The 18,170-nt window shown below is 50.3% G+C and carries 18 protein-coding genes and 7 pseudogenes; 15 read left to right on the forward strand and 10 right to left on the reverse strand.

All coding sequences use genetic code 11. The features are described from left to right. Positions 1-37: 37 nt before the first annotated feature. Positions 38-887: pseudogene (locus tag ACQGXV_RS33675) on the reverse strand (MetQ/NlpA family ABC transporter substrate-binding protein). A gap of 191 nt (positions 888-1,078) precedes the next feature. Here ACQGXV_RS33675 and ACQGXV_RS33680 point away from each other — a divergent pair. After that, positions 1,079-1,923, forward strand: a protein-coding gene (locus tag ACQGXV_RS33680) for an IS5 family transposase (RefSeq protein WP_440864433.1) whose coding sequence is annotated in 2 segments (ribosomal slippage) — positions 1,079-1,424 and positions 1,424-1,923 — 846 coding nt in all. Because the reading frame shifts where the segments join, the coding sequence is not laid out codon by codon here. Between the two features lie 132 nt (positions 1,924-2,055). Continuing rightward, positions 2,056-2,674, forward strand: a pseudogene (locus ACQGXV_RS33685) (glutathione S-transferase family protein). 41 nt (positions 2,675-2,715) lie between these two features. Here ACQGXV_RS33685 and ACQGXV_RS33690 read toward each other — a convergent pair. The 5 genes and pseudogenes from ACQGXV_RS33690 to ACQGXV_RS33710 all read right to left on the reverse strand — a co-directional run. After that, a pseudogene (locus ACQGXV_RS33690) lies at positions 2,716-2,805 on the reverse strand (PQQ-dependent sugar dehydrogenase); the annotation flags it as partial. 87 nt (positions 2,806-2,892) lie between these two features. After that, positions 2,893-3,292: pseudogene (locus ACQGXV_RS33695) on the reverse strand (PQQ-dependent sugar dehydrogenase); the annotation flags it as partial. Positions 3,293-3,478: 186 nt separating this feature from the next. Continuing rightward, positions 3,479-3,985: pseudogene (locus ACQGXV_RS33700) on the reverse strand (PQQ-dependent sugar dehydrogenase); the annotation flags it as partial. Positions 3,986-4,134: 149 nt separating this feature from the next. Next, on the reverse strand, positions 4,135-4,668 hold the full coding sequence (locus ACQGXV_RS33705) for an IS630 family transposase (protein ID WP_440862665.1): 534 nt from the start codon (positions 4,666-4,668) through the stop codon (positions 4,135-4,137). Further along, complete coding sequence (locus tag ACQGXV_RS33710) at positions 4,592-4,957, reverse strand: IS630 transposase-related protein (protein WP_440862584.1); 366 nt, start codon at positions 4,955-4,957, stop codon at positions 4,592-4,594. The genes ACQGXV_RS33705 and ACQGXV_RS33710 overlap by 77 nt, the downstream gene beginning before the upstream one ends. Before the next feature lie 235 nt (positions 4,958-5,192). Here ACQGXV_RS33710 and rimO point away from each other — a divergent pair, with 235 nt between their 5' ends. Both rimO and sanA read left to right on the forward strand, forming a co-directional pair. After that, positions 5,193-6,530 (forward strand): 30S ribosomal protein S12 methylthiotransferase RimO, encoded by a 1,338-nt coding sequence (rimO, locus tag ACQGXV_RS33715; protein ID WP_440864434.1) that lies wholly within the window; start codon positions 5,193-5,195, stop codon positions 6,528-6,530. Between the two features lie 177 nt (positions 6,531-6,707). Then, the gene (gene sanA, locus ACQGXV_RS33720; RefSeq protein ID WP_440867786.1) at positions 6,708-7,481 is read left to right on the forward strand and encodes an outer membrane permeability protein SanA; all 774 of its coding nucleotides are present in this window, start codon (positions 6,708-6,710) and stop codon (positions 7,479-7,481) included. A 40-nt stretch (positions 7,482-7,521) separates the two neighbouring features. Here sanA and yeiB read toward each other — a convergent pair whose 3' ends face one another. From yeiB to ACQGXV_RS33735, 3 genes and pseudogenes are all read right to left on the reverse strand, one after another. Further along, positions 7,522-8,688 carry a DUF418 domain-containing protein YeiB gene (gene yeiB, locus ACQGXV_RS33725; RefSeq protein ID WP_440867787.1) on the reverse strand — a complete coding sequence of 389 codons (1,167 nt, stop codon included), beginning with the start codon at positions 8,686-8,688 and terminating at the stop codon, positions 7,522-7,524. A 68-nt stretch (positions 8,689-8,756) separates the two neighbouring features. Beyond that, a complete protein-coding gene (gene folE / locus ACQGXV_RS33730) occupies positions 8,757-9,425 on the reverse strand; it encodes a GTP cyclohydrolase I FolE (protein WP_440864435.1) in 669 nt (222 codons plus the stop codon). 183 nt (positions 9,426-9,608) lie between these two features. Next, a pseudogene (locus tag ACQGXV_RS33735) lies at positions 9,609-9,734 on the reverse strand (IS256 family transposase); the annotation flags it as partial. A gap of 210 nt (positions 9,735-9,944) precedes the next feature. Here ACQGXV_RS33735 and ACQGXV_RS33740 point away from each other — a divergent pair. The 6 genes and pseudogenes from ACQGXV_RS33740 to ACQGXV_RS33765 form a co-directional block, all read left to right on the forward strand. Continuing rightward, positions 9,945-10,250: pseudogene (locus ACQGXV_RS33740) on the forward strand (Rpn family recombination-promoting nuclease/putative transposase); the annotation flags it as partial. A gap of 241 nt (positions 10,251-10,491) precedes the next feature. After that, positions 10,492-11,415, forward strand: coding sequence for an IS5 family transposase (locus ACQGXV_RS33745; protein WP_440864436.1), 924 nt, complete (start codon positions 10,492-10,494; stop codon positions 11,413-11,415). 62 nt (positions 11,416-11,477) lie between these two features. Next, positions 11,478-11,744 carry a hypothetical protein gene (locus ACQGXV_RS33750; protein ID WP_440864437.1) on the forward strand — a complete coding sequence of 89 codons (267 nt, stop codon included), beginning with the start codon at positions 11,478-11,480 and terminating at the stop codon, positions 11,742-11,744. Positions 11,745-11,863: 119 nt separating this feature from the next. Further along, the gene (locus ACQGXV_RS33755) at positions 11,864-12,838 is read left to right on the forward strand and encodes an IS30 family transposase (protein ID WP_440862690.1); all 975 of its coding nucleotides are present in this window, start codon (positions 11,864-11,866) and stop codon (positions 12,836-12,838) included. A gap of 248 nt (positions 12,839-13,086) precedes the next feature. Then, a complete protein-coding gene (locus ACQGXV_RS33760; RefSeq protein WP_440864438.1) occupies positions 13,087-13,605 on the forward strand; it encodes a BRO-N domain-containing protein in 519 nt (172 codons plus the stop codon). 223 nt (positions 13,606-13,828) lie between these two features. Beyond that, positions 13,829-14,797, forward strand: coding sequence for an IS110 family transposase (locus tag ACQGXV_RS33765; protein WP_440862981.1), 969 nt, complete (start codon positions 13,829-13,831; stop codon positions 14,795-14,797). 131 nt (positions 14,798-14,928) lie between these two features. On the opposite strand, the gene ACQGXV_RS33770 is transcribed toward ACQGXV_RS33765, so the two are convergent. After that, positions 14,929-15,078 (reverse strand): hypothetical protein, encoded by a 150-nt coding sequence (locus tag ACQGXV_RS33770; RefSeq protein ID WP_440864439.1) that lies wholly within the window; start codon positions 15,076-15,078, stop codon positions 14,929-14,931. 108 nt (positions 15,079-15,186) lie between these two features. On the opposite strand from ACQGXV_RS33770, the gene ACQGXV_RS33775 reads away from it, so the two are divergent. The 5 genes from ACQGXV_RS33775 to ACQGXV_RS33795 all read left to right on the forward strand — a co-directional run bounded on the left by ACQGXV_RS33775 (position 15,187) and on the right by ACQGXV_RS33795 (position 18,020). After that, complete coding sequence (locus ACQGXV_RS33775) at positions 15,187-15,552, forward strand: IS630 transposase-related protein (protein WP_440862584.1); 366 nt, start codon at positions 15,187-15,189, stop codon at positions 15,550-15,552. Further along, positions 15,476-16,009: an IS630 family transposase gene (locus ACQGXV_RS33780; RefSeq protein ID WP_440867788.1), complete on the forward strand. Its 534-nt coding sequence runs from the start codon at positions 15,476-15,478 to the stop codon at positions 16,007-16,009. Before ACQGXV_RS33775 ends, ACQGXV_RS33780 begins: the two co-directional genes overlap by 77 nt. A 15-nt stretch (positions 16,010-16,024) precedes the next feature. Next, positions 16,025-16,339: a single-stranded DNA-binding protein gene (locus ACQGXV_RS33785; protein ID WP_440864440.1), complete on the forward strand. Its 315-nt coding sequence runs from the start codon at positions 16,025-16,027 to the stop codon at positions 16,337-16,339. 73 nt (positions 16,340-16,412) lie between these two features. Then, positions 16,413-16,736, forward strand: coding sequence for a hypothetical protein (locus tag ACQGXV_RS33790; protein WP_440864441.1), 324 nt, complete (start codon positions 16,413-16,415; stop codon positions 16,734-16,736). Between the two features lie 72 nt (positions 16,737-16,808). Then, positions 16,809-18,020, forward strand: a complete 1,212-nt coding sequence (locus tag ACQGXV_RS33795; RefSeq protein ID WP_440864442.1) for an IS256 family transposase — start codon at positions 16,809-16,811, stop codon at positions 18,018-18,020. The last annotated feature ends 150 nt before the right edge of the window (positions 18,021-18,170 follow it).

Genomic DNA, 18,170 nt, shown 5'->3' on the forward strand with positions numbered 1-18,170 from the left:
GGGATAATAACACGCTGTCGCAGTAGCTTATACCGACTTACTGTGCGGCACGCGCCTTCATCCATTCTGGCTTCTGGAATTCACTGAACACGCTGCCCGGTACGTTGATCGCAGCAGCATACTCCTCGGATTCCACTGCGGCTTTGATATCTTTGGCGAACGGTTTATCAATATCGTCCGCGCGCACGGCAATCACGTTTTTCAGGTTTTCGTCCAACGTTTCCAGCTTGAGCGCGCTAGACAGTTTCAGTCCGGCGGCAAACGCAAAGTTACCGTTAACCAACGATGCGGTTACGCTACCCAGCGTACGCGGCAGTTGGGCTGCTTCCAGCGGTTTGAATACCAGACCACGTGGGTTATCAACAATATCTTTTTCTGATGCCTTGGTGGCATCAAGCTCCGGTTTGATGGTGATCAACCCAATCGATTGCAAAAAACGCAGTCCGCGTGCCAGATTGGTTGCATCGTTGGACAGCGTAATCACATCGCCTTTTTTCAACTCGTCCAGCTAGTGGATTTTTTAGAGTAGAACCCCATGCTCGCCGTCGGCACGATGATCAGTTTCTCCAGCTTCAAGCATTTGTCAGCTGCAAACTTTTCCAGATAGAGTGAGTGCTGGAACAGGTTGGCACCAATTCTGCCGTTCGCCAGCGCCAGGTTGGGCTCACGTAGTCGCTAAACTCACGTACCACCACTTTGTAGCCTTTTTTCTCGAGCTGCGGTTTGATGGTCTGATTTACCATGTCGCCATAAGGGCCGGGTGCCACACCAAACGTCAGCGTCTGCGGATCGGTGCTGGCCAATGCCGTGGAAGTGCCCGCCACAAACAGCAGTGCGGAAAGAAGCGCCGCGCCCAGCAACGCGCGAAAACGATGGGTCAAAGTCATTGTGGTTTCCCTGTTTTATATTGTGTACTGCATTATGAAAAATCCGCTTTGGGATGATAAATATTAAATTGGCATATCTTTATGTCGGCGACACGTTAACACAGGCAAGGCAGGATCAAAACAGCATGATAGGCTGTGTCCCTTAATTGCTTGAGCTATAGTATCCATCTGTTTCTAAGACACTTTGGATTATGGCTCGCTACGATCTTTCTGATGAAGCATGGGCAATCATTGAGCCCTTGTTACAAACCGTTTTGACATCTCCGCAGGCAGGCCGGCCATGGGCAGAACATCGCAAAATCGTCAACGGCATGTTCTGGATACTGTGTTCAGGTGCCCCATGGCGTGATTTACCTGAACGTTACGGCCCATGGAAAACCGTTTATAACCGTTTCAATAGATGGTCAAAGTCTGGAGTTATTAACATTATTTTTAATAAGTTACTTTCACTTCTTGATGCTCATGGACTTGTTGACTGGTCAGCCACTGCGCTGGATGGCAGCAATATCCGTGCGCTCAAATGTGCGGCTGGCGCTCAAAAAAACATCCCTATATTACCAACGATAACAGCCTGGGTCGCTCACGAGGTGGTTATGGCACCAAAATCCACATGGCGACTGACGGAAGCGGCATCCCGCTAAATATCGTACTGAGTGCTGGGCAGGCTCACGAAAGCCTGTTCGCGTTACGACTCCTGGACGGCATTGGCGTGCAACGGCAGAACGGTAGCATGAAGCGTCGTGGTCATGCGGTACTGGCTGACAAAGCCTACTCTGGCAATGCACTCCGTAACGAGTTGAAAAGAAAAGGGATAAGAGCGGTTATTCCCCGAACATCAAATGAAAAACTGGCTTCAGATGGACGCTCACAACTTTATCGTGATGCTTATCGCCGTCGCAACGTTGTAGAAAGATGTTTTGGCCGTTTAAAGGAATATAGACGGATTGCCACACGTTATGAAAAAACGGCAAGAAACTATCTAGCAATGGTGAAACTGGGCTGCATCCGCTTGTTTTACGCCCGGTTACGTAATTAAGGGACACAGCCTAATCAGGGCGATAATTCCCTTTTCTTATCTCCCGCGCTGTTGAAAAAACGGTATAGTGGTAATTGCTGTTGCTGCCGGGGCGTCAAGGCGCGTCCTCCCATTAGTCATCAGAGGGTTATCATGCTTACTTTATGGGGGCCGAGAGAATTCGAGTAATGTCAAAAAAGTCCGCTGGCTCGCCGCAGAACTGGGGTTGAGTTATCAGCACATTCCAGCAGGCGGTCAGTTTGGCCGTAATCGCGAGACGGATTATCTGGCCATGAACCCCAACGGGCTAATCCCCTGCCTGCAAGACGATGACCTGGTGTTGTAGGAATCCAACACCATCGTTCGTTATCTGGCCGCCAAATACGGTCAGCAGAGCCTGTATCTGGCCGATCATGGTCAGCGCGCCAATGCAGAAAAGTGGATGGACTGGTCAATATCGTTGGCCGAACCGTTTGGCACCGTATTTATTGGCCTGGTGCGCATTGCGCCTGAACAGCGTGATGTTGCCCTGATTACCAAACAGAAAGCAGAGTGCGAACGCCTGCTGGCTATCGCTGACGATGCGCTCTCCCGCCAACCCTGGCTGTCTGGGTCGGCATTCGGTATTGGCGATATTCCTCTGGGATGTATCGCCTATGGCTGGTTTAACATGGACATAGTACGCACGTCATTGCCACATCTGGAACGCTGGTATCAGCAGTTGACCGCTCGCCCCGCCTTCCGCGACACGGTCATGCTACCGTTAACCTGATGCGATTTATTCGGCGTCATTCTTTAACGGATGTGCGCCGGTTATTGCAGCCCGACACGTAGTAATTTGCCATCGCTGTCATCGGTCAGCAGGTACAGGTAACCATCCGGCCCCACCCTGACTTCGCGGATATAGCCAACCGACTTAAAAATGATTACATCCTATGCCCTGATATGCGGCAAAGAAGCATAGCTGGCTGTTATCAAAATAATGTCGCTTGGCTATACCGGGCGATTTTTCCCAAACGTGCGCCGGATAGGCCATGCCCGGCACGCGGGTTCCCTTCGCTTCCTGAATTTTCAGCCCAGAGTAGTTGATACCGTGTGTCGCCAGCGGCCAACCGTAATTTTTTCCTGCGGCGGGAAAGTTGATTTCATCACCACCGCGCGGACCATGTTCGTGCTCCCACAGCGTTCCAGTAACCGGGTTAAAGGCCAGCCCCTGCGGATTCCTGTGCCCATAAGACCATATTTCCGGTCGCGCCCCGGCCTTGTTCACAAAAGGATTATCGACTGGGACGTTGCCTTCCGCCGTCAGCCGCACAAGCTTCCCTTGCAGCTTATCCAGATCCTGCGCGGTGGGGCGTTGGTTATTTTCACCGAGCGAGATAAACAGGGCTTTGTTGAATAATTTAACCGTTTGATTTACATCTTCTTTAGTTAGAATGCATTTACAGAGAATGTATTTTGTTAGAACGACAAATCAAATAGTTAGCACAATAAAAAGCATTCCGAGAGGAAAAATTAGTCGTTGAAATTTTATAATGCTTATATAAATCAGTATCTTAAATTATTCAACAAAGCCGATAAACAGCATACCGTTTTTATCGAAAGCCAACTTGCCGCCAAAGTGATTGCCGGTGGAGAGTTTGGGCTGTTGGCGGAAGAATACGGTGAACTGCTCCAAATGGCGATAATCCTCAGATAAACACCCATACCCCACGGCAGTGCCCGCGTTACCGTCATCGCCCACTTCAGCAAAACTCAAATAAATACGACGGCTTTGTGCAAAATCCGGAGCCAGAGCGACCTCCAGCAAGCCCCCCTGAGATTTGGCGAATACCGCCGGTACGCCCTCAATCGGTGCGGAAAGCCCTTTTCCCTCCTGCCAGTGCCGCAATTGTCCGGCGCGTTCGGTGATCAGCATGCCGTTATTTCCCGGTAAAAAAACCAGTGACCAAGGGTGGTTCAGTTGATCTTGTAACTCGGTCACCGCAGGCTGCGCCGCCAGCAACGGCGTGGCAACGGTAAGTACAAGCAGCAGCAAACCGCGAGCAAGAGCAGTAACGATGCGGGTCAATGAAAACAGCATGGTAGGACTCCTTGGCAAGGCATTTCACTAACTGTAGGCAGCACCGCCACGGCACGCAAAAAAAGCAGCGGCGTTTTACTTTTCTTGACGTTAGCGCGACCAGAATACGCAAAACACGCGCCAGATATAGCCAAGCGACTTAATTTTGATTACACCATATGGACTGAGAACAAACTCTCTGTATCGCAACCCATCTCTCTTTTTTTGCTTTTTGCTTGTGCCCATTTATGCTCAATTGGGTTAAGATCTGGCGAATATGTAGGCAAATACTCCACCATATACCCTGCATCGATGATGACTTGTTGAATATTATGTTTTTTGTGAAAAGTGGCATTGTCCATCATGATTACACTGTTTTTAGGGAGTACTGGGATAAGGACTTGTGTGACCCAGGCATAGAAAACATCGCTGTTAATATTGATATCAAATAATCCGATAGCAAACAGCGTTGTGCCTAATAAAGCGCCGATAACATTTGTTCTTCCCCTAGCTCCCCAGTTCTTCAGGCCAAAACACCGTTGACCTTTTGGGGAATAGCCGTGAGTCCGTGGGGCATCGTGTGAAAAACCACTTTCATCAATAAAAACAATAGGTTTACCTTCTTTTTCATACTGTTGTTTTTTTTGTTGAAATCCCTGCCGGGCGTTTTCGTCGGCTTTCGGATGACGTAGAGTTTTTTTTATAGGTCAATCCCAGCTTTTTAAGCGCTTGCCAAATGGCCTTCTGACAAACGCCAAAACGCTCTGCACGTTCTTTTTGGTAAGCATCTGGATATTGTTCAACATCTTTTATCAACTCGGATTTATCGATCTTTCGCTGACGCGTGGTCGATGCTTTTGACTCTATTTGATTAATCCAACGCGATACAGAGGCAGGGCCAATCCGAAATTGCTTCGCTGTTTCTCGGATACTCAACCCTTCGTTTTTCCGTGTAGATATCACTTTACGTCTAAAATCAATTGAATAGCTCATTTAAATAATGTAATCAAAATTAAGTCGTTTAGCTATAGCGCATGTCGCCACGTTCTCGCATTAACCCCACACTTAGATGTATAATGTTTGTCGTATTGTCATTATAGCCAAGCGACATTATTTTGATAACAGCCAGCTATGCTTCTTTGCCGCATATCAGGGCATAGGATGTAATCATTTTTAAGTCGGTTGGCTATAAAATCCCGCGCCATTGATGCAAAGTGAGTAACGTTGAATGTCCCACACAAAAACACCTGCCGCCGCGCCGAAAGTCGGGTTTGTCAGTCTCGGTTGCCCGAAAAACCTGGTCGATTCCGAGCGTATCCTGACCGAATTGCGTAATGAGGGCTATCAGGTTGTGCCAACCTACGATGACGCCGAAGTGGTTATCGTCAATACCTGTGGTTTTATCGACAGCGCGGTGCAAGAGTCGCTGGAAGCCATTGGCGAAGCGCTGAACGAAAACGGCAAAGTGATCGTTACCGGTTGCCTCGGTGCCAAAGAGAACCAAATCCGCGAAGTGCATCCAAAAGTGCTGGAAATATCTGGGCCCCACAGCTATGAGCAGGTGATCGCGCATGTGCATCATTATGTTCCCAAACCGGCGCACGATCCCTTTACCAGTCTGGTACCGGCGCAGGGCGTCAAACTGACCCCCAAGCACTATGCCTATCTGAAAATTTCTGAAGGCTGCAACCATCGCTGCACCTTCTGCATCATTCCGTCGATGCGTGGCGATTTAGATAGCCGCCCCATTGGTAGCGTGCTGGATGAAGCCAAACGTCTGGTCGAAGCCGGTGTGAAAGAGCTGCTGGTGATTTCGCAGGATACCTCGGCCTACGGTGCCGATGTGAAGCAGCGCACTGGGTTTTGGAACGGACAACCGGTAAAAACCAGCATGGTCAGTCTGTGTGAACAGCTTGCCTCACTGGGCGTGTGGGTGCGGTTGCACTATGTTTACCCCTATCCACATGTGGATGACGTGATTCCGTTGATGGCCGAGGGCAAGATCCTGCCCTATCTGGATATTCCGTTACAGCACGCCAGCCCAAAAATTCTCAAGCTGATGAAACGCCCCGGTGCGGTAGAACGTACGCTGGAGCGCATCAAACAGTGGCGTGCAATCTGTCCCGAGCTGACACTGCGTTCTACTTTTATTGTCGGCTTTCCCGGTGAAACCGAAGACGATTTCCAAATGCTGCTCGATTTTCTGAGCGAAGCGCGGCTGGATCGCGTGGGCTGCTTCCAATACAGCCCGGTAGAAGGCGCAACGGCAAACGCCCTGCCGGATCAAGTGCCGGACGCGATCAAAGAAGACCGTTTCCACCGCTTTATGGCGCTGCAACAGCGTATCTCTGCAGAACGCTTGCAGGAGAAAATCGGCCGCACATTGCGCGTGCTGATCGATGAAGTGGATGACGAAGGCGCGATTGGACGCAGCATGGCCGACGCACCGGAAATCGATGGCAGTGTCTACCTTAACGGCGAAACAAGCGTCAAAGTGGGTGATGTTGTGCAGGTGCTTATCGAACACGCCGATGAATACGATCTGTGGGGCAGCCGGGTAAGCTAACCGGCTCGCACACCGCACAAGCCGGCCCGTTGGCCGGTTTTTTTTGCCTGCTTTTCGCGCAATCGCACAACAAACAATCAATAATCGGCTATTAGCTTGGCTATGGCTTGCTTACGCCAGACGGGTAAAGTAGCCTTTGCTCATGATCATTTTTCTCATTTTGATACCCGTATGAGCATATGGAAACGCCTGATAGTCGGTTCAGGTATTGTTCTTTGCGTATCATTACTGTCAGCATTCGCTCTGGACCGGTGGATTGGTTGGAAAACGGCACCCTACATCTATGACGATTTAGCGACGCTGCCGGAGCGTCAAGTGGGAGTAGTGCTGGGCACGGCAAAATATTACCGCGTTGGCTCATTGAATCAGTACTACCTGTTTCGTATTCAGGGGGCTATCAATGCTTACAACGGCGGGAAAGTCAGCTATTTGCTGCTCAGCGGCGATAACGCGCTACAAAGTTACAATGAGCCGATGACCATGCGGCGCGATTTGATCGCGGCGGGCATTTCACCCAGCGACATTGTGTTGGATTACGCGGGATTTCGCACGCTGGACTCGATTGTGCGCACGCGCAAAGTGTTTGATACCAACGATTTCACGATTATTACCCAACGCTTCCACTGCGAACGTGCGCTGTTTATCGCTATGCATATGGGTATTCAGGCACAATGTTATGCGGTACCCTCACCGAAAAACATGATGACGATTCGGCTGCGTGAGATCGGTGCCCGACTTGGGACGCTGTTCGATCTCTATATTCTCAAACGCGAACCCCGCTTCCTGGGCCCGCTTCTGCCCATCCCGGCAGAGCATAAAATTGCCAAGGATGAGCCTGATTATCCTGCTGTACCGCCCGAATTGCTCAGCACGTTAGACAATCCACCCGCTGAAAAAGAGCATGACTGCAGCGTCGACGCGAAAGGCACGTCAGCACCACAGCAGCCGTAATACCGGTGCCGGCGCTAGCAGACGAGGTTATCGGGCCAGATTAATGCGAAGGCCCGGCAATCAGCCTGGTTAAGCGTAGCCATCCCCATTCTAGTGGGCCTTGTTCGAAATTACGCAGCCAGTAGTGCGCCGCCAAACCGTTAATCAACCAGATAAACGGCACGATGCCCAGCAATTGCAAACGGTCGAACTGCATAAAGCCGCCCCAGTGATAAAAGAGCCGAGTACAGATCAGCGTCTGCAACAGATAGCTGCTTAACGCCATCCGTCCGATGTCACTTATCCAGGAGGACACTCGCCATTGCCGCAGCGTTGACCAATACCCGTAGCAGAGCGCCAGATAACCGATGCCCTGACTTGGCGCGGCAATATCGCGAGGAATTTGCAACAACAGCCCACTCCAGCGGTACTCCCAGGCAAGATGCCACTGTAACACGATGCCGACAGCATCAATCAGCACTCCCCCAGCGATGAACCACAGCGCAACCTTGCGATAATGCGCCGTGCTGAATTCACCACGTAGCCAACCGCTGCGCATTAACCCCGCTCCCAGCAGCAATGAGCCTGCCAGCAACCAGCCATATTGCACACCCAGCGACAATAAACTCTCGACCAACAGATCCACGCGGTTGCGCCACGCCTCTACGCCCCCCAGTTGGAGCCAATAGGCTTCGTACGCCATGTCAGCGTCACCTGGCAACCAGTAACGCCCCGGCTCCGGGCTGAGAATCTGGCTTAACACCACCAGCATGCCAACGCCTACGGCGTACATCACCACGCCCATACGCATCAGCATGCGGCTACTGTCCGCCTGTCGGATCATGGTAAAGCAGAGCAGTTCGATCAGGCCGTAATCCAGCAAGATATCGCCATCCCACAGGAAAATACCGTGCAACAACCCAATAAGCATCAACCAAAACAGACGCGCATGCACCCAACGCGTACCGCGCGGCAGCAGCAACTGTAAGCCGGCTCCAAACAACAGAGCGAACACGGTCAGAAACTTTGCCTGCGCCAGCAGATCCATCACAGCCCAGGTCAGGGCATCATGCAATGCAGGGTAACCGGCATAAGCGGGGTTGAGATAAGCGGCCTTGGGCAGGCCGAATGCGGTGATATTGTGCAATAAAATGCCCAATACGGCAACGCCGCGCACGAAATCCAACGTGGCGATACGGTGAGACGATGACGGAGAGAGAGACTTCATAGGCGTTTGTGCCAATCCAATGGGACGCATGCCGCCAACAGCCACACCCGGTGGCTGCGGCACAACGATCAGTGCTGGTGGTGACGCACAGCGCGCAAGAACTCCTGACGCGTATTCTGACTCGATTTGAACAGACCACCCAGCGATGTGGTAGTGGTCGCACTGGTCGCATCACAAATACCGCGCGCTTTGACACAGTAGTGCACAGCATCAATCGATACTGCAACATTGCTGGTACCCAGCAGGGTTTGCAGCGCGACAAGAATCTGCTGGGTCAAACGCTCCTGTACCTGCGGACGCTGTGCAAAAAACTGCACGATACGGTTGATCTTCGACAGGCCAATCACCCCTTCCTTCGGGATATACGCGACGATTGCCTTGCCATCGATGGTAACAAAATGGTGCTCGCAGGTGCTGGTCAGTGTGATATCTCGCACCGACACCATTTCATCCACTTTCATTTTGTTTTCAATGATGGTGATTTTAGGGAAATTGGCATAGTCCAGCCCGGCGAAAATTTCATCCACATACATTTTTGCGATGCGATGCGGAGTTTCGGCCAAACTGTCATCTTGCAGATCGAGGCTCAGCAGATTCATGATTTCGGTCATGTGTTCGGCGATGCGTGCCTTACGAGTGGCGGCATCCAGCAGCGCGCAGCGCAGCGGGGTTTCCAGACCGCGCGCCAGCAACGCTTCATGAACCAGCGCCGCTTCGCGACTCAACGTGGGGGGCATTCTCTTTCTTCTCCGGCAGGTGTGACATTCCAAGCGCGTTCACTCTAGAGGAGTGACGCAGGATTATCCAGTGATTGTACTTAACGGCGGGGGAAAAGTGAAAGCTTGATGATGTAGATTTAAAGCGGGTTGAAAGCAAAGCGTTAGAGTCTGTAAAGAATTTCGTGTAAATGGCTCCATCGCTTAACCGGAAATCCGATCTCCATACATCAACATGAATTGGCTCATAGCCGGTTTCCAGTCTCTGATTGGTAGGGTCCATTTAGCCGAGATATTATGCAAGGCTAGATAGAATAATTGTAGCAGACTTAAAACACATGAAAACCATAAATATCAATATCATAATTGTTTTTCCTGCTCAAAAAACAGGCGACAAAACACAACAATACACGACATTTTTATCAATACGTTACCGTCCATTTCGACTTGCTAGCTACGCCAGAATCGCCCAAATTTGACAGACTTGAGGGAGGGGGATTTCGATGGCATACCGTAACCTGAGCAAGGTATACTGCGCCAATGACAACATCCTCACTCTCACAACACGATTCGCTGTTCAAAAAGTTTCTCGGCGATATCGCTGTGGCCCGAGACTTTTTGGAAATCCATCTGCCGCCCCACCTGCGTGAACGCTGCGACTTCAGTACGTTGGCAATGGAGTCGGGCAGCTTTATCGAAGACGACCTGCGCACCCAGTGTTCGGATATGCTCTATTCCGTGCAGACGAATGCGGGGAAAGGCTACATTTATACACTCATCGAGCACCAGAGCAGGCCAGAAAAGCTCATGGCATTCAGGCTGCTACGGTACAGTGTGGCAGCCATGGGCCCTATTCCCAGTCGAAACGCAACAAAACGGTAGGGCATTATGCCGCCTGTAAGTGCGTTAAAAATACCTCATTTGGAGAACGATAACCCAGCGATTTTCGGCCTCGCGTATTGAGCAGGTGTTCGAGTGCTGCAACCTTGCGATGGGTGACATAATTGAAGTGGCTTTGTTGAATAAATCGAACTTTCAGGGGATCGCCGGATCAAAGCACTATCATCGCTCCCGATAGCAGCTCCCCATGGCAAAGCAAAAGTTTAAAATCACCAACTGGCCCACCTACAACAAAGCACTCAGACAACGCGGCTCCCTGACGGTCTGGCTTGATGAGTCGGCCATCGCTGCATGGACTGACAGTTCTTCGCCTGAAGGTCGTGGTCGGCCGCTTTACTACACCGATATGGCTGTTACCACGGTTTTGATGATAAAGCGCGTGTTTAACCTGTCGCTCCGGGCATTACAGGGCTTTGTCGACTCGGTTTTTACACTGATGAGCCTGCCACTGCGCTGCCCGGACTACTCTCTGGTCAGTCGGCGGGCAAAAACCGTCAGTATCAGCATAAAAACGCCAACGCGTGGTGAAATCTCGCATCTGGTCATCGACATTACCGGTCTGAAGGTCTTTGGCGAAGGTGAATGGAAAGTCAGGCAGCATGGGGCTGACAGACGAAGAGTGTGGCGCAAGCTTCATCTGGCAGCAGACAGTGCGACGCATGAGATTATCTGTGCAGACTTATCGCTCAGCGGAACGACAGATGCGCAGGCACTGCCGGGCCTGATTAACCAAACCCACCGAAAAATCAGGGAAGTGTCAGCAGACGGTGCTTATGACGCCCGTTACTGCCACGATGCGTTGCTAAGAAAGAAAATCAGGCCCCTTATCCCGCCGCGAAGCGGAGCCAAATACTGGCCGGACAAGTACCATGAACGTAACCATGCGGTGGCGAATCAGCGTCTGAGCGGGAGTAATGATATGTGGAAAAAGAAAGTGGGTTATCACCGGCGTTCAGTGGCAGAAACAGCGATGTTCCGCATAAAAACTTTGCTGGGTGGCCATCTGAGCCTGCGTGACTATGAGGCTCAAGTAGGTGAAGCCATAGCGATGGTCAAAGCGCTGAACCGTATGACGTTGTTGGGTATGCCACACAGCGTCAGGATAGGATAACAGGTGTAGCAGAGGGAGTCATCCTGTCGGCTAATTCTGATTTATTCAACAAAGCCGTCACAATGCAAAAGCTCATTGACGAATTCGACCACCTGATAGCGCCGGGGACGATTGTTACTGAAATTATCCTGTCGGGCGTTGTAGACGACTGTGGTTATCTCATACAAGAGAATGATAATCCTGATTTCTTTAGTGTTTACATCCGTGGCGGCGACGGCTTGCTACAGACCATTGGCGATTTCTCCGAGCGCGAGGACGCACTTGCTTATGCCGCGAGAATGGTTGAGAAATATCACTCGCCGCTGACGGACAATACCCGGAAGTTATAGCCAACCGACTTAAAAATGATTACATCCTATGCCCCATTCCCACTCGAAACGCAACAAAGTGACCCACTGGCCAGAGTCGGATAAAATCACCGTTCTGGCCCTACTGGAGATCCCGTTGCATGCAGGGAAAACATCTGACTCACAAAGAACGGTTCTACATCGAAAAGCGGCGTGGTGATGGGGTTAACCAGGCCACCATCGCCCGGGAACTGGAGCTTCCTCGTTCTACCATCAGCAGGGAACTCAGACGCAATACCGACGCCGCTTTCAACGGGGTCTATTCCTGCAGAAGGGCCGAAACGTTGGCCAGAGGGCGGCGGCAGAAAACACGGCCGGACAGCGTGATTAACCAGCTTGAACCGCACATTCAGGACTTTATCAGAACGGCGCTGTCTACCCACACCTCACCTGAGGTCATCAGTGGGCGCCTGGTCCTGGAATTTGGCCTGTCCGTCAGCAAGAACTCGCTCTATCGCTATATCCAGCAGGAGCGCCGGGCCGGCGGTGAGCTGTATCAGCAGCTCCCTCATCGGGGTAAACGGTATAACTATCAGACCGATGAGAACAAACGCGGTCCTATTCCCAACCGTGTTGGCATTGAGCAGCGGCCGGCCGTTGCTGACCTCAAGCAGGAACCCGGGCATTTCGAGATTGACACCATCTTTGGCAAAGATCAGAAATCATTCCTGCTGACGGTGGTCGATAAAGCCGTCAAGCTGGTCATCATTCGCAAACTGCCCAACAAGCGAGCAGAGACAGTGGTAGCGGCCTTCAGGGACATCGTTGCCAATACCTTCTGCGAGTTTAAAACCCTGACTGCTGACAACGGTTCTGAATTTTCCCAGCACGGGGAAATTACAAAAGTCACGGGGGCACCGGTCTACTTTGCCCGGCCATATCATTCCTGGGAACGCGGGTTGAATGAGCATACCAACGGGCTGATACGGCGTTTTTACCCGAAGGGAACGGACTTCAATTATGTCACCCATCGCAAGGTTGCAGCACTCGAACACCTGCTCAATACGCGAGGCCGAAAATCGCTGGGTTATCGTTCTCCAAATGAGGTATTTTTAACGCACTTACAGGCGGCATAATGCCCTACCGTTTTGTTGCGTTTCGACTGGGAATGGGGCGGATAACTAACAAGGCGCATAACACGCCTACAGCGTGTTTTTTTATGCGTCAGTCCTCCATATCAAAATAATGGTGGGCTGGATGGGGGAGCCGCAAGGCTCGCCGGGTCCTTGTTAGCCGGTCGTACTAACCCTATCCAGCTCGCCACCATACAGAGCTTAGTACCTCTAGGTGGTGATGTTCCTTAACTAACAAGGAAATCATTACTATGACAACCTTAATGTTCCGCAATACCGTTCTTGAAACCATCGCGCACAACGGGCAGATCTGGTTCACTTCTGCGGAGCTTGCTAAAGCGCTCGAGTACAAGAAAGCTGATGCTATCACCCAAATTTATACTCGCAACGTAGACGAGTTTAGCCCGTGCATGACCGAGACCCTCAATTTGAGTGTCTCGATAAAATCAAACACTTACGATAACCTTTTGCGAAAAATCCGTATTTTCTCCCTACGCGGCGCACATCTGATAGCGATGTTCGCCAACACGCGGATCGCCAAAGAGTTCCGCAAATGGGTGCTGGATATTCTCGACAAAGAAACCAGTATCCCACAATACAAACCCGAAGCAGCCGAACTATTCAGTAGCCATGATATCGACAGCCTTACCCGCCTCGTCTGGAGCATGGCAAATGGTTTTCACTTCGACCGTGCATGGAGCAACGCCATTTGGTATGCCCTGCGCCGTGTAACGGGCGTACCCTCCCCTTGTATCTTAAAAGTTGGTTAAAATAACTACGATTAGATTTGGCACAGCGTATGCAGCCCGATTTCCCCTTGTATCTTAAAAGTTGGTTAAAATAACTACGATTAGATTTGGCACAGCGTATGCAGCCCGATTTCCCCTTGGGTTAAAAGCCCGTTACTGAGCGACTGGCGCATACGTTGAGCCACTCATCTGAAACCCGAACAGTTGTCCGTACTCCATAACGCATTTGCAAGGATGGGTAATAATGAGTCTGCCAAGTCCACTCTGTGTAGGTATCGATGTTTCGAAAGCAACGCTGGACATTGCCGCCAGCAGCACGATTGCGCAATTTTCTGTTGCCAATGATGCTGACGGCTTTGATTCCATTATTGCTGAGCTGAAGAAGCACGACGTTGCGCTTGTGCTGATGGAAGCCACCGGAGGGCTTGAAGCTGCCGTAGCTTGTGCGCTTCAGGCCGAAGGTTTTGAGCTCGCTGTGGTCAACCCCAGGCAGGCTCGTGACTTTGCCCGTGCTATGGGGTATCTGGCGAAGACTGACCGTATTGATGCGAGAGCACTTGCGCAGATGACCGAGGTTATTAATCGCCATCCGGAACGAGGCCGCTTTATTCGGGCTTTGCCGGATACTGAACGTCAGGTTCTCAATTCCATGGTAGTTCGCAGACGGCAGTTGATTGCAATGCTGGTTGCTGAACGAAACAGGTTGTATCTGGCTCATCAGCAAAGCAGAAAAAGCATTAATATCATCATCAAAGCGCTGGAAGATGAACTTGCGCGGATCGATAAGGACATGAACACCCACATCAGCAACCACTTCAAAGAGCTTTCTGAGCGGTTGAGTAGCATTAAGGGCGTCGGCACTATGACCGTGGCGGCATTGTTGGCAGAGGTTCCTGAGTTGGGTCGGCTCTCGAGACGAGAAATTAGCGTTCTCGTGGGAGTAGCCCCAGTCAATCGGGACTCTGGCACCATGAGAGGCCGACGAACCATCTTTGGTGGTCGGTCGGGAGTGCGGAGCGCGCTTTATATGGCTGCACTCGTAGCAACCCGCTTCAATCCAGTGATAAAAGCGTTTTACATGCGGCTGGTTACAGCAGGAAAACCCAAAAAAGTGGCGCTGGTTGCCTGTATGCGCAAGCTGCTGACCATCCTGAATGCGATGCTCAGAAAAAACGAAGAATGGGATGAGTCGTACCATCATGTAGCTCCATAATTTTATCGTTCAAGACAGTTGCTCAGCACTTCGAAATCCGGCAAATCCCCCTGCTGGCCGAAGAGTGCCGCCGTATCTACAGCATTACCAACCAGCTTAAATGTGCCATCTTCGACGCAGAGAAGCAGACGCTACGCCGTGTTCTCCGACACCGTGAAGATGAAGCTATCGTGCTTGCTGAAATGCAACAGATGCTCGAGGAGAGCACTCAGCAGCATTACGGCGTCATGACCCACGCGCTCGAAAAATGGCAACAGGCGAACGTTAGCCAGTTCCTGCAACGCCACTAACCCAGTAATCCCGCCCCGGTATCGCGCCGGGGTTTTTGTGCCCTATTCCCAGCATTTCGAACTATAGCTAAACGACTTAATTTTGATTACATTATTTAAATGAGCTATTCAATTGATTTTAGACGTAAAGTGATATCTACACGGAAAAACGAAGGGTTGAGTATCCGAGAAACAGCGAAGCAATTTCGGATTGGCCCTGCCTCTGTATCGCGTTGGATTAATCAAATAGAGTCAAAAGCATCGACCACGCGTCAGCGAAAGATCGATAAATCCGAGTTGATAAAAGATGTTGAACAATATCCAGATGCTTACCAAAAAGAACGTGCAGAGCGTTTTGGCGTTTGTCAGAAGGCCATTTGGCAAGCGCTTAAAAAGCTGGGATTGACCTATAAAAAAAACTCTACGTCATCCGAAAGCCGACGAAAACGCCCGGCAGGGATTTCAACAAAAAAAACAACAGTATGAAAAAGAAGGTAAACCTATTGTTTTTATTGATGAAAGTGGTTTTTCACACGATACCCCACGGACTCACGGCTATTCCCCAAAAGGTCAACGGTGTTTTGGCCTGAAGAACTGGGGAGCTAGGGGAAGAACAAATGTTATCGGCGCTTTATTAGGCACAACGCTGTTTGCTATCGGATTATTTGATATCAATATTAACAGCGATGTTTTCTATGCCTGGGTCACACAAGTCCTTATCCCAGTACTCCCTAAAAACAGTGTAATCATGATGGACAATGCCACTTTTCACAAAAAACATAATATTCAACAAGTCATCATCGATGCAGGGTATATGGTGGAGTATTTGCCTACATATTCGCCAGAGCTTAACCCAATTGAGCATAAATGGGCACAAGCAAAAAGCAAAAAAAGAGAGATGGGTTGCGATACAGAGAGTTTGTTCTCAGTCCATATGGTGTAATCAAAATTAAGTCGCTTGGCTATACCCGTGAAGCAAGGCTATGGAGAGCATGAAAAAACATCGTGGGTGCAATGCCGCTTGTTTGGACCCAAGGCTGAAAAGCTTCCTCAGTTCCTGACTAAAGGAACAAAGGTTACGGTAACTGGTGAGTTTGTTCTGGACGAATGGACGGATCAGCAGGGAAACAAGCGTACAGCACCCGTAATCATCATCAACGATATCGACTTTGGCGCATCAGGTCAGCAAAGCAATCAGCGCCAGAAAACAAACGGCAATGGACGCCAGCAGCAAACACCGCCGATGAATTTCGACGACGAGCCACCATTCTGATTTAACCCAACCATCACCGCAGCGCTATATCCAACATGGAAGGATTTGTGCTGCCTAAATTTCAGGTGACGTTATGACCTACGAAGAATTAACGCCCGACGAAAGGAAATATTACGACCGGTTAGACCCGTGGGGAAAGGAACGCTACCTAAAGACTATTCCTATAGTCAGAGGCGCAATGGAAGCGGTAGACGCTGGAGAAAAAGGACAGCCTCACCCACGGTTAATTTACTGGGAAGAAAAACGGGTGGCATGGGAAAATCGCGTGATATTAGCCGAAGAGAAGCGGATCGCAGCCCAAGCCAATAGAGTTTATGCCAAAGTAGAAATTGACCCCTCTAAAGACGAACGCTTTAAGAATTACAGAGGGCGTTACGGTGCTGTCAGAAGCGACTAATCCCCAATATTGGAGACTGTAAAATAATCTGTGTAAATGGCATTTTGAGGAAAACCTTCAAAGGATAACAAAATGCCTATCAGCAACGAACTTATTGACCAACTGCTTCAAGATTGTCACTCCCCTCAGGATCTGCTGGGTGAATCAGGCCTACTCAAGGTGCTGACTAAAAGACTGGCGGAACGGGTTCTTGAAGCTGAGATGGAGATGCACCTTGGGTATGCTAAGCATGACCCGGCAGGTAATCATTCAGGCAAATCCCGCAATGGCAAGACATCCAAGAGCGTACGTAGCCAAAATGGGGAGATCGAGCTCGATATTCCGCGCGACCGCAACAGTACCTTCGAGCCGACACTGATCGGTAAGCACGAAAAACAGCTTAACGGCTTCGATGACCGCATTATTTCTCTCTATTCCAGAGGGTTATCAACCAGTGATATTCAGGCACACTTTAAAGAAGTCTACGGGGTCGATGTTTCCGCTGGCTTCATTTCTCAAGTGACCAATGCTGTGATGGATGAAGTTAAGCGCTGGCAGCAACGGCCGCTGGATGCGCTTTATCCCATTGTTTACCTTGACTGTATTGTTGTCAAAAGCCAGGACGGCGGAGCCGTGGCCAACAAGTCTGTTTATCTGGCCCTCGGCGTCAACGGCCAGGGCGAAAAAGAGCTGCTGGGGCTATGGATAGCCAAAACTGAGGGGGCCAAGTTCTGGTTATCTGTGATGACAGAACTGAAAAATCGTGGGCTAAAGGACATCTTCGTCGCCTGCTGCGATGGCCTGAAAGGCTTTCCTGATGCCATTGAAGCTGTTTACCCGCATACGCGGGTACAGCTCTGCATTGTGCATCAGGTGCGGAACTCGCTGCGCTACGTCGGCTGGAAAGAGCGTAAGGCCGTTGCTGCTGACCTGCGCACCATCTATAGTTCCGCAACGCTAGAGGGCGCTGAAGAGGCCCTGGATGCCTTCGCGGCCAAATGGGATGAGCAGTTCCCGACGATCAGCCCGTCGTGGAGAAATAATTGGGAACGTCTCATCGTCATTTTTGACTTTCCGCCGGAGATCCGCAAGGTTATCTACACCACCAACGCAATAGAGTCGTTAAATGCTTCATTGCGCAAGATAACGAAAACGCGACGAATATTTCCAACGGATGACTCGGTGATAAAATTACTCTATCTAGCCTTGCATAATATCTCTGCTAAATGGACCTTGCCAATCAGAGACTGGAAACCTGCTATGAGCCAATTCATGTTGATGTATGGAGAACGAATCTCCGGTTAAGCAATGGAGCCATTTACACAAAATTCTTTACAGACTCCAATATTGTGGGTTGTGCAGGATCTGCACACCTCCCGATATGGGCACCACCTGCATATTTTCATTGCTCCTGCTCATTTTTCTTTCTACTGCATATTTTAGTTGATCCCGCAT

It is taken from the genome of Symbiopectobacterium purcellii, from assembly GCF_052050035.1.
GTDB classification, from domain to species: Bacteria; Pseudomonadota; Gammaproteobacteria; order Enterobacterales; family Enterobacteriaceae; genus Symbiopectobacterium; species Symbiopectobacterium purcellii_A.

Bases quoted from the DNA above. Each gene is read 5' to 3' on its own strand.
- folE (WP_440864435.1), bottom strand. From the start codon at position 9,425: ATGCCCCCCACGTTGAGTCGCGAAGCGGCGCTGGTTCATGAAGCGTTG.
- ACQGXV_RS33755 (WP_440862690.1), top strand. From the start codon at position 11,864: ATGCAGGGAAAACATCTGACTCACAAAGAACGGTTCTACATCGAAAAG.
- ACQGXV_RS33710 (WP_440862584.1), bottom strand. From the start codon at position 4,957: ATGAGCTATTCAATTGATTTTAGACGTAAAGTGATATCTACACGGAAA.
- ACQGXV_RS33745 (WP_440864436.1), top strand. From the start codon at position 10,492: ATGGCAAAGCAAAAGTTTAAAATCACCAACTGGCCCACCTACAACAAA.
- ACQGXV_RS33795 (WP_440864442.1), top strand. From the start codon at position 16,809: ATGCCTATCAGCAACGAACTTATTGACCAACTGCTTCAAGATTGTCAC.
- ACQGXV_RS33760 (WP_440864438.1), top strand. From the start codon at position 13,087: ATGACAACCTTAATGTTCCGCAATACCGTTCTTGAAACCATCGCGCAC.
- ACQGXV_RS33750 (WP_440864437.1), top strand. From the start codon at position 11,478: ATGCAAAAGCTCATTGACGAATTCGACCACCTGATAGCGCCGGGGACG.
- ACQGXV_RS33790 (WP_440864441.1), top strand. From the start codon at position 16,413: ATGACCTACGAAGAATTAACGCCCGACGAAAGGAAATATTACGACCGG.
- ACQGXV_RS33765 (WP_440862981.1), top strand. From the start codon at position 13,829: ATGAGTCTGCCAAGTCCACTCTGTGTAGGTATCGATGTTTCGAAAGCA.
- ACQGXV_RS33775 (WP_440862584.1), top strand. From the start codon at position 15,187: ATGAGCTATTCAATTGATTTTAGACGTAAAGTGATATCTACACGGAAA.
- rimO (WP_440864434.1), top strand. From the start codon at position 5,193: ATGTCCCACACAAAAACACCTGCCGCCGCGCCGAAAGTCGGGTTTGTC.
- yeiB (WP_440867787.1), bottom strand. From the start codon at position 8,688: ATGAAGTCTCTCTCTCCGTCATCGTCTCACCGTATCGCCACGTTGGAT.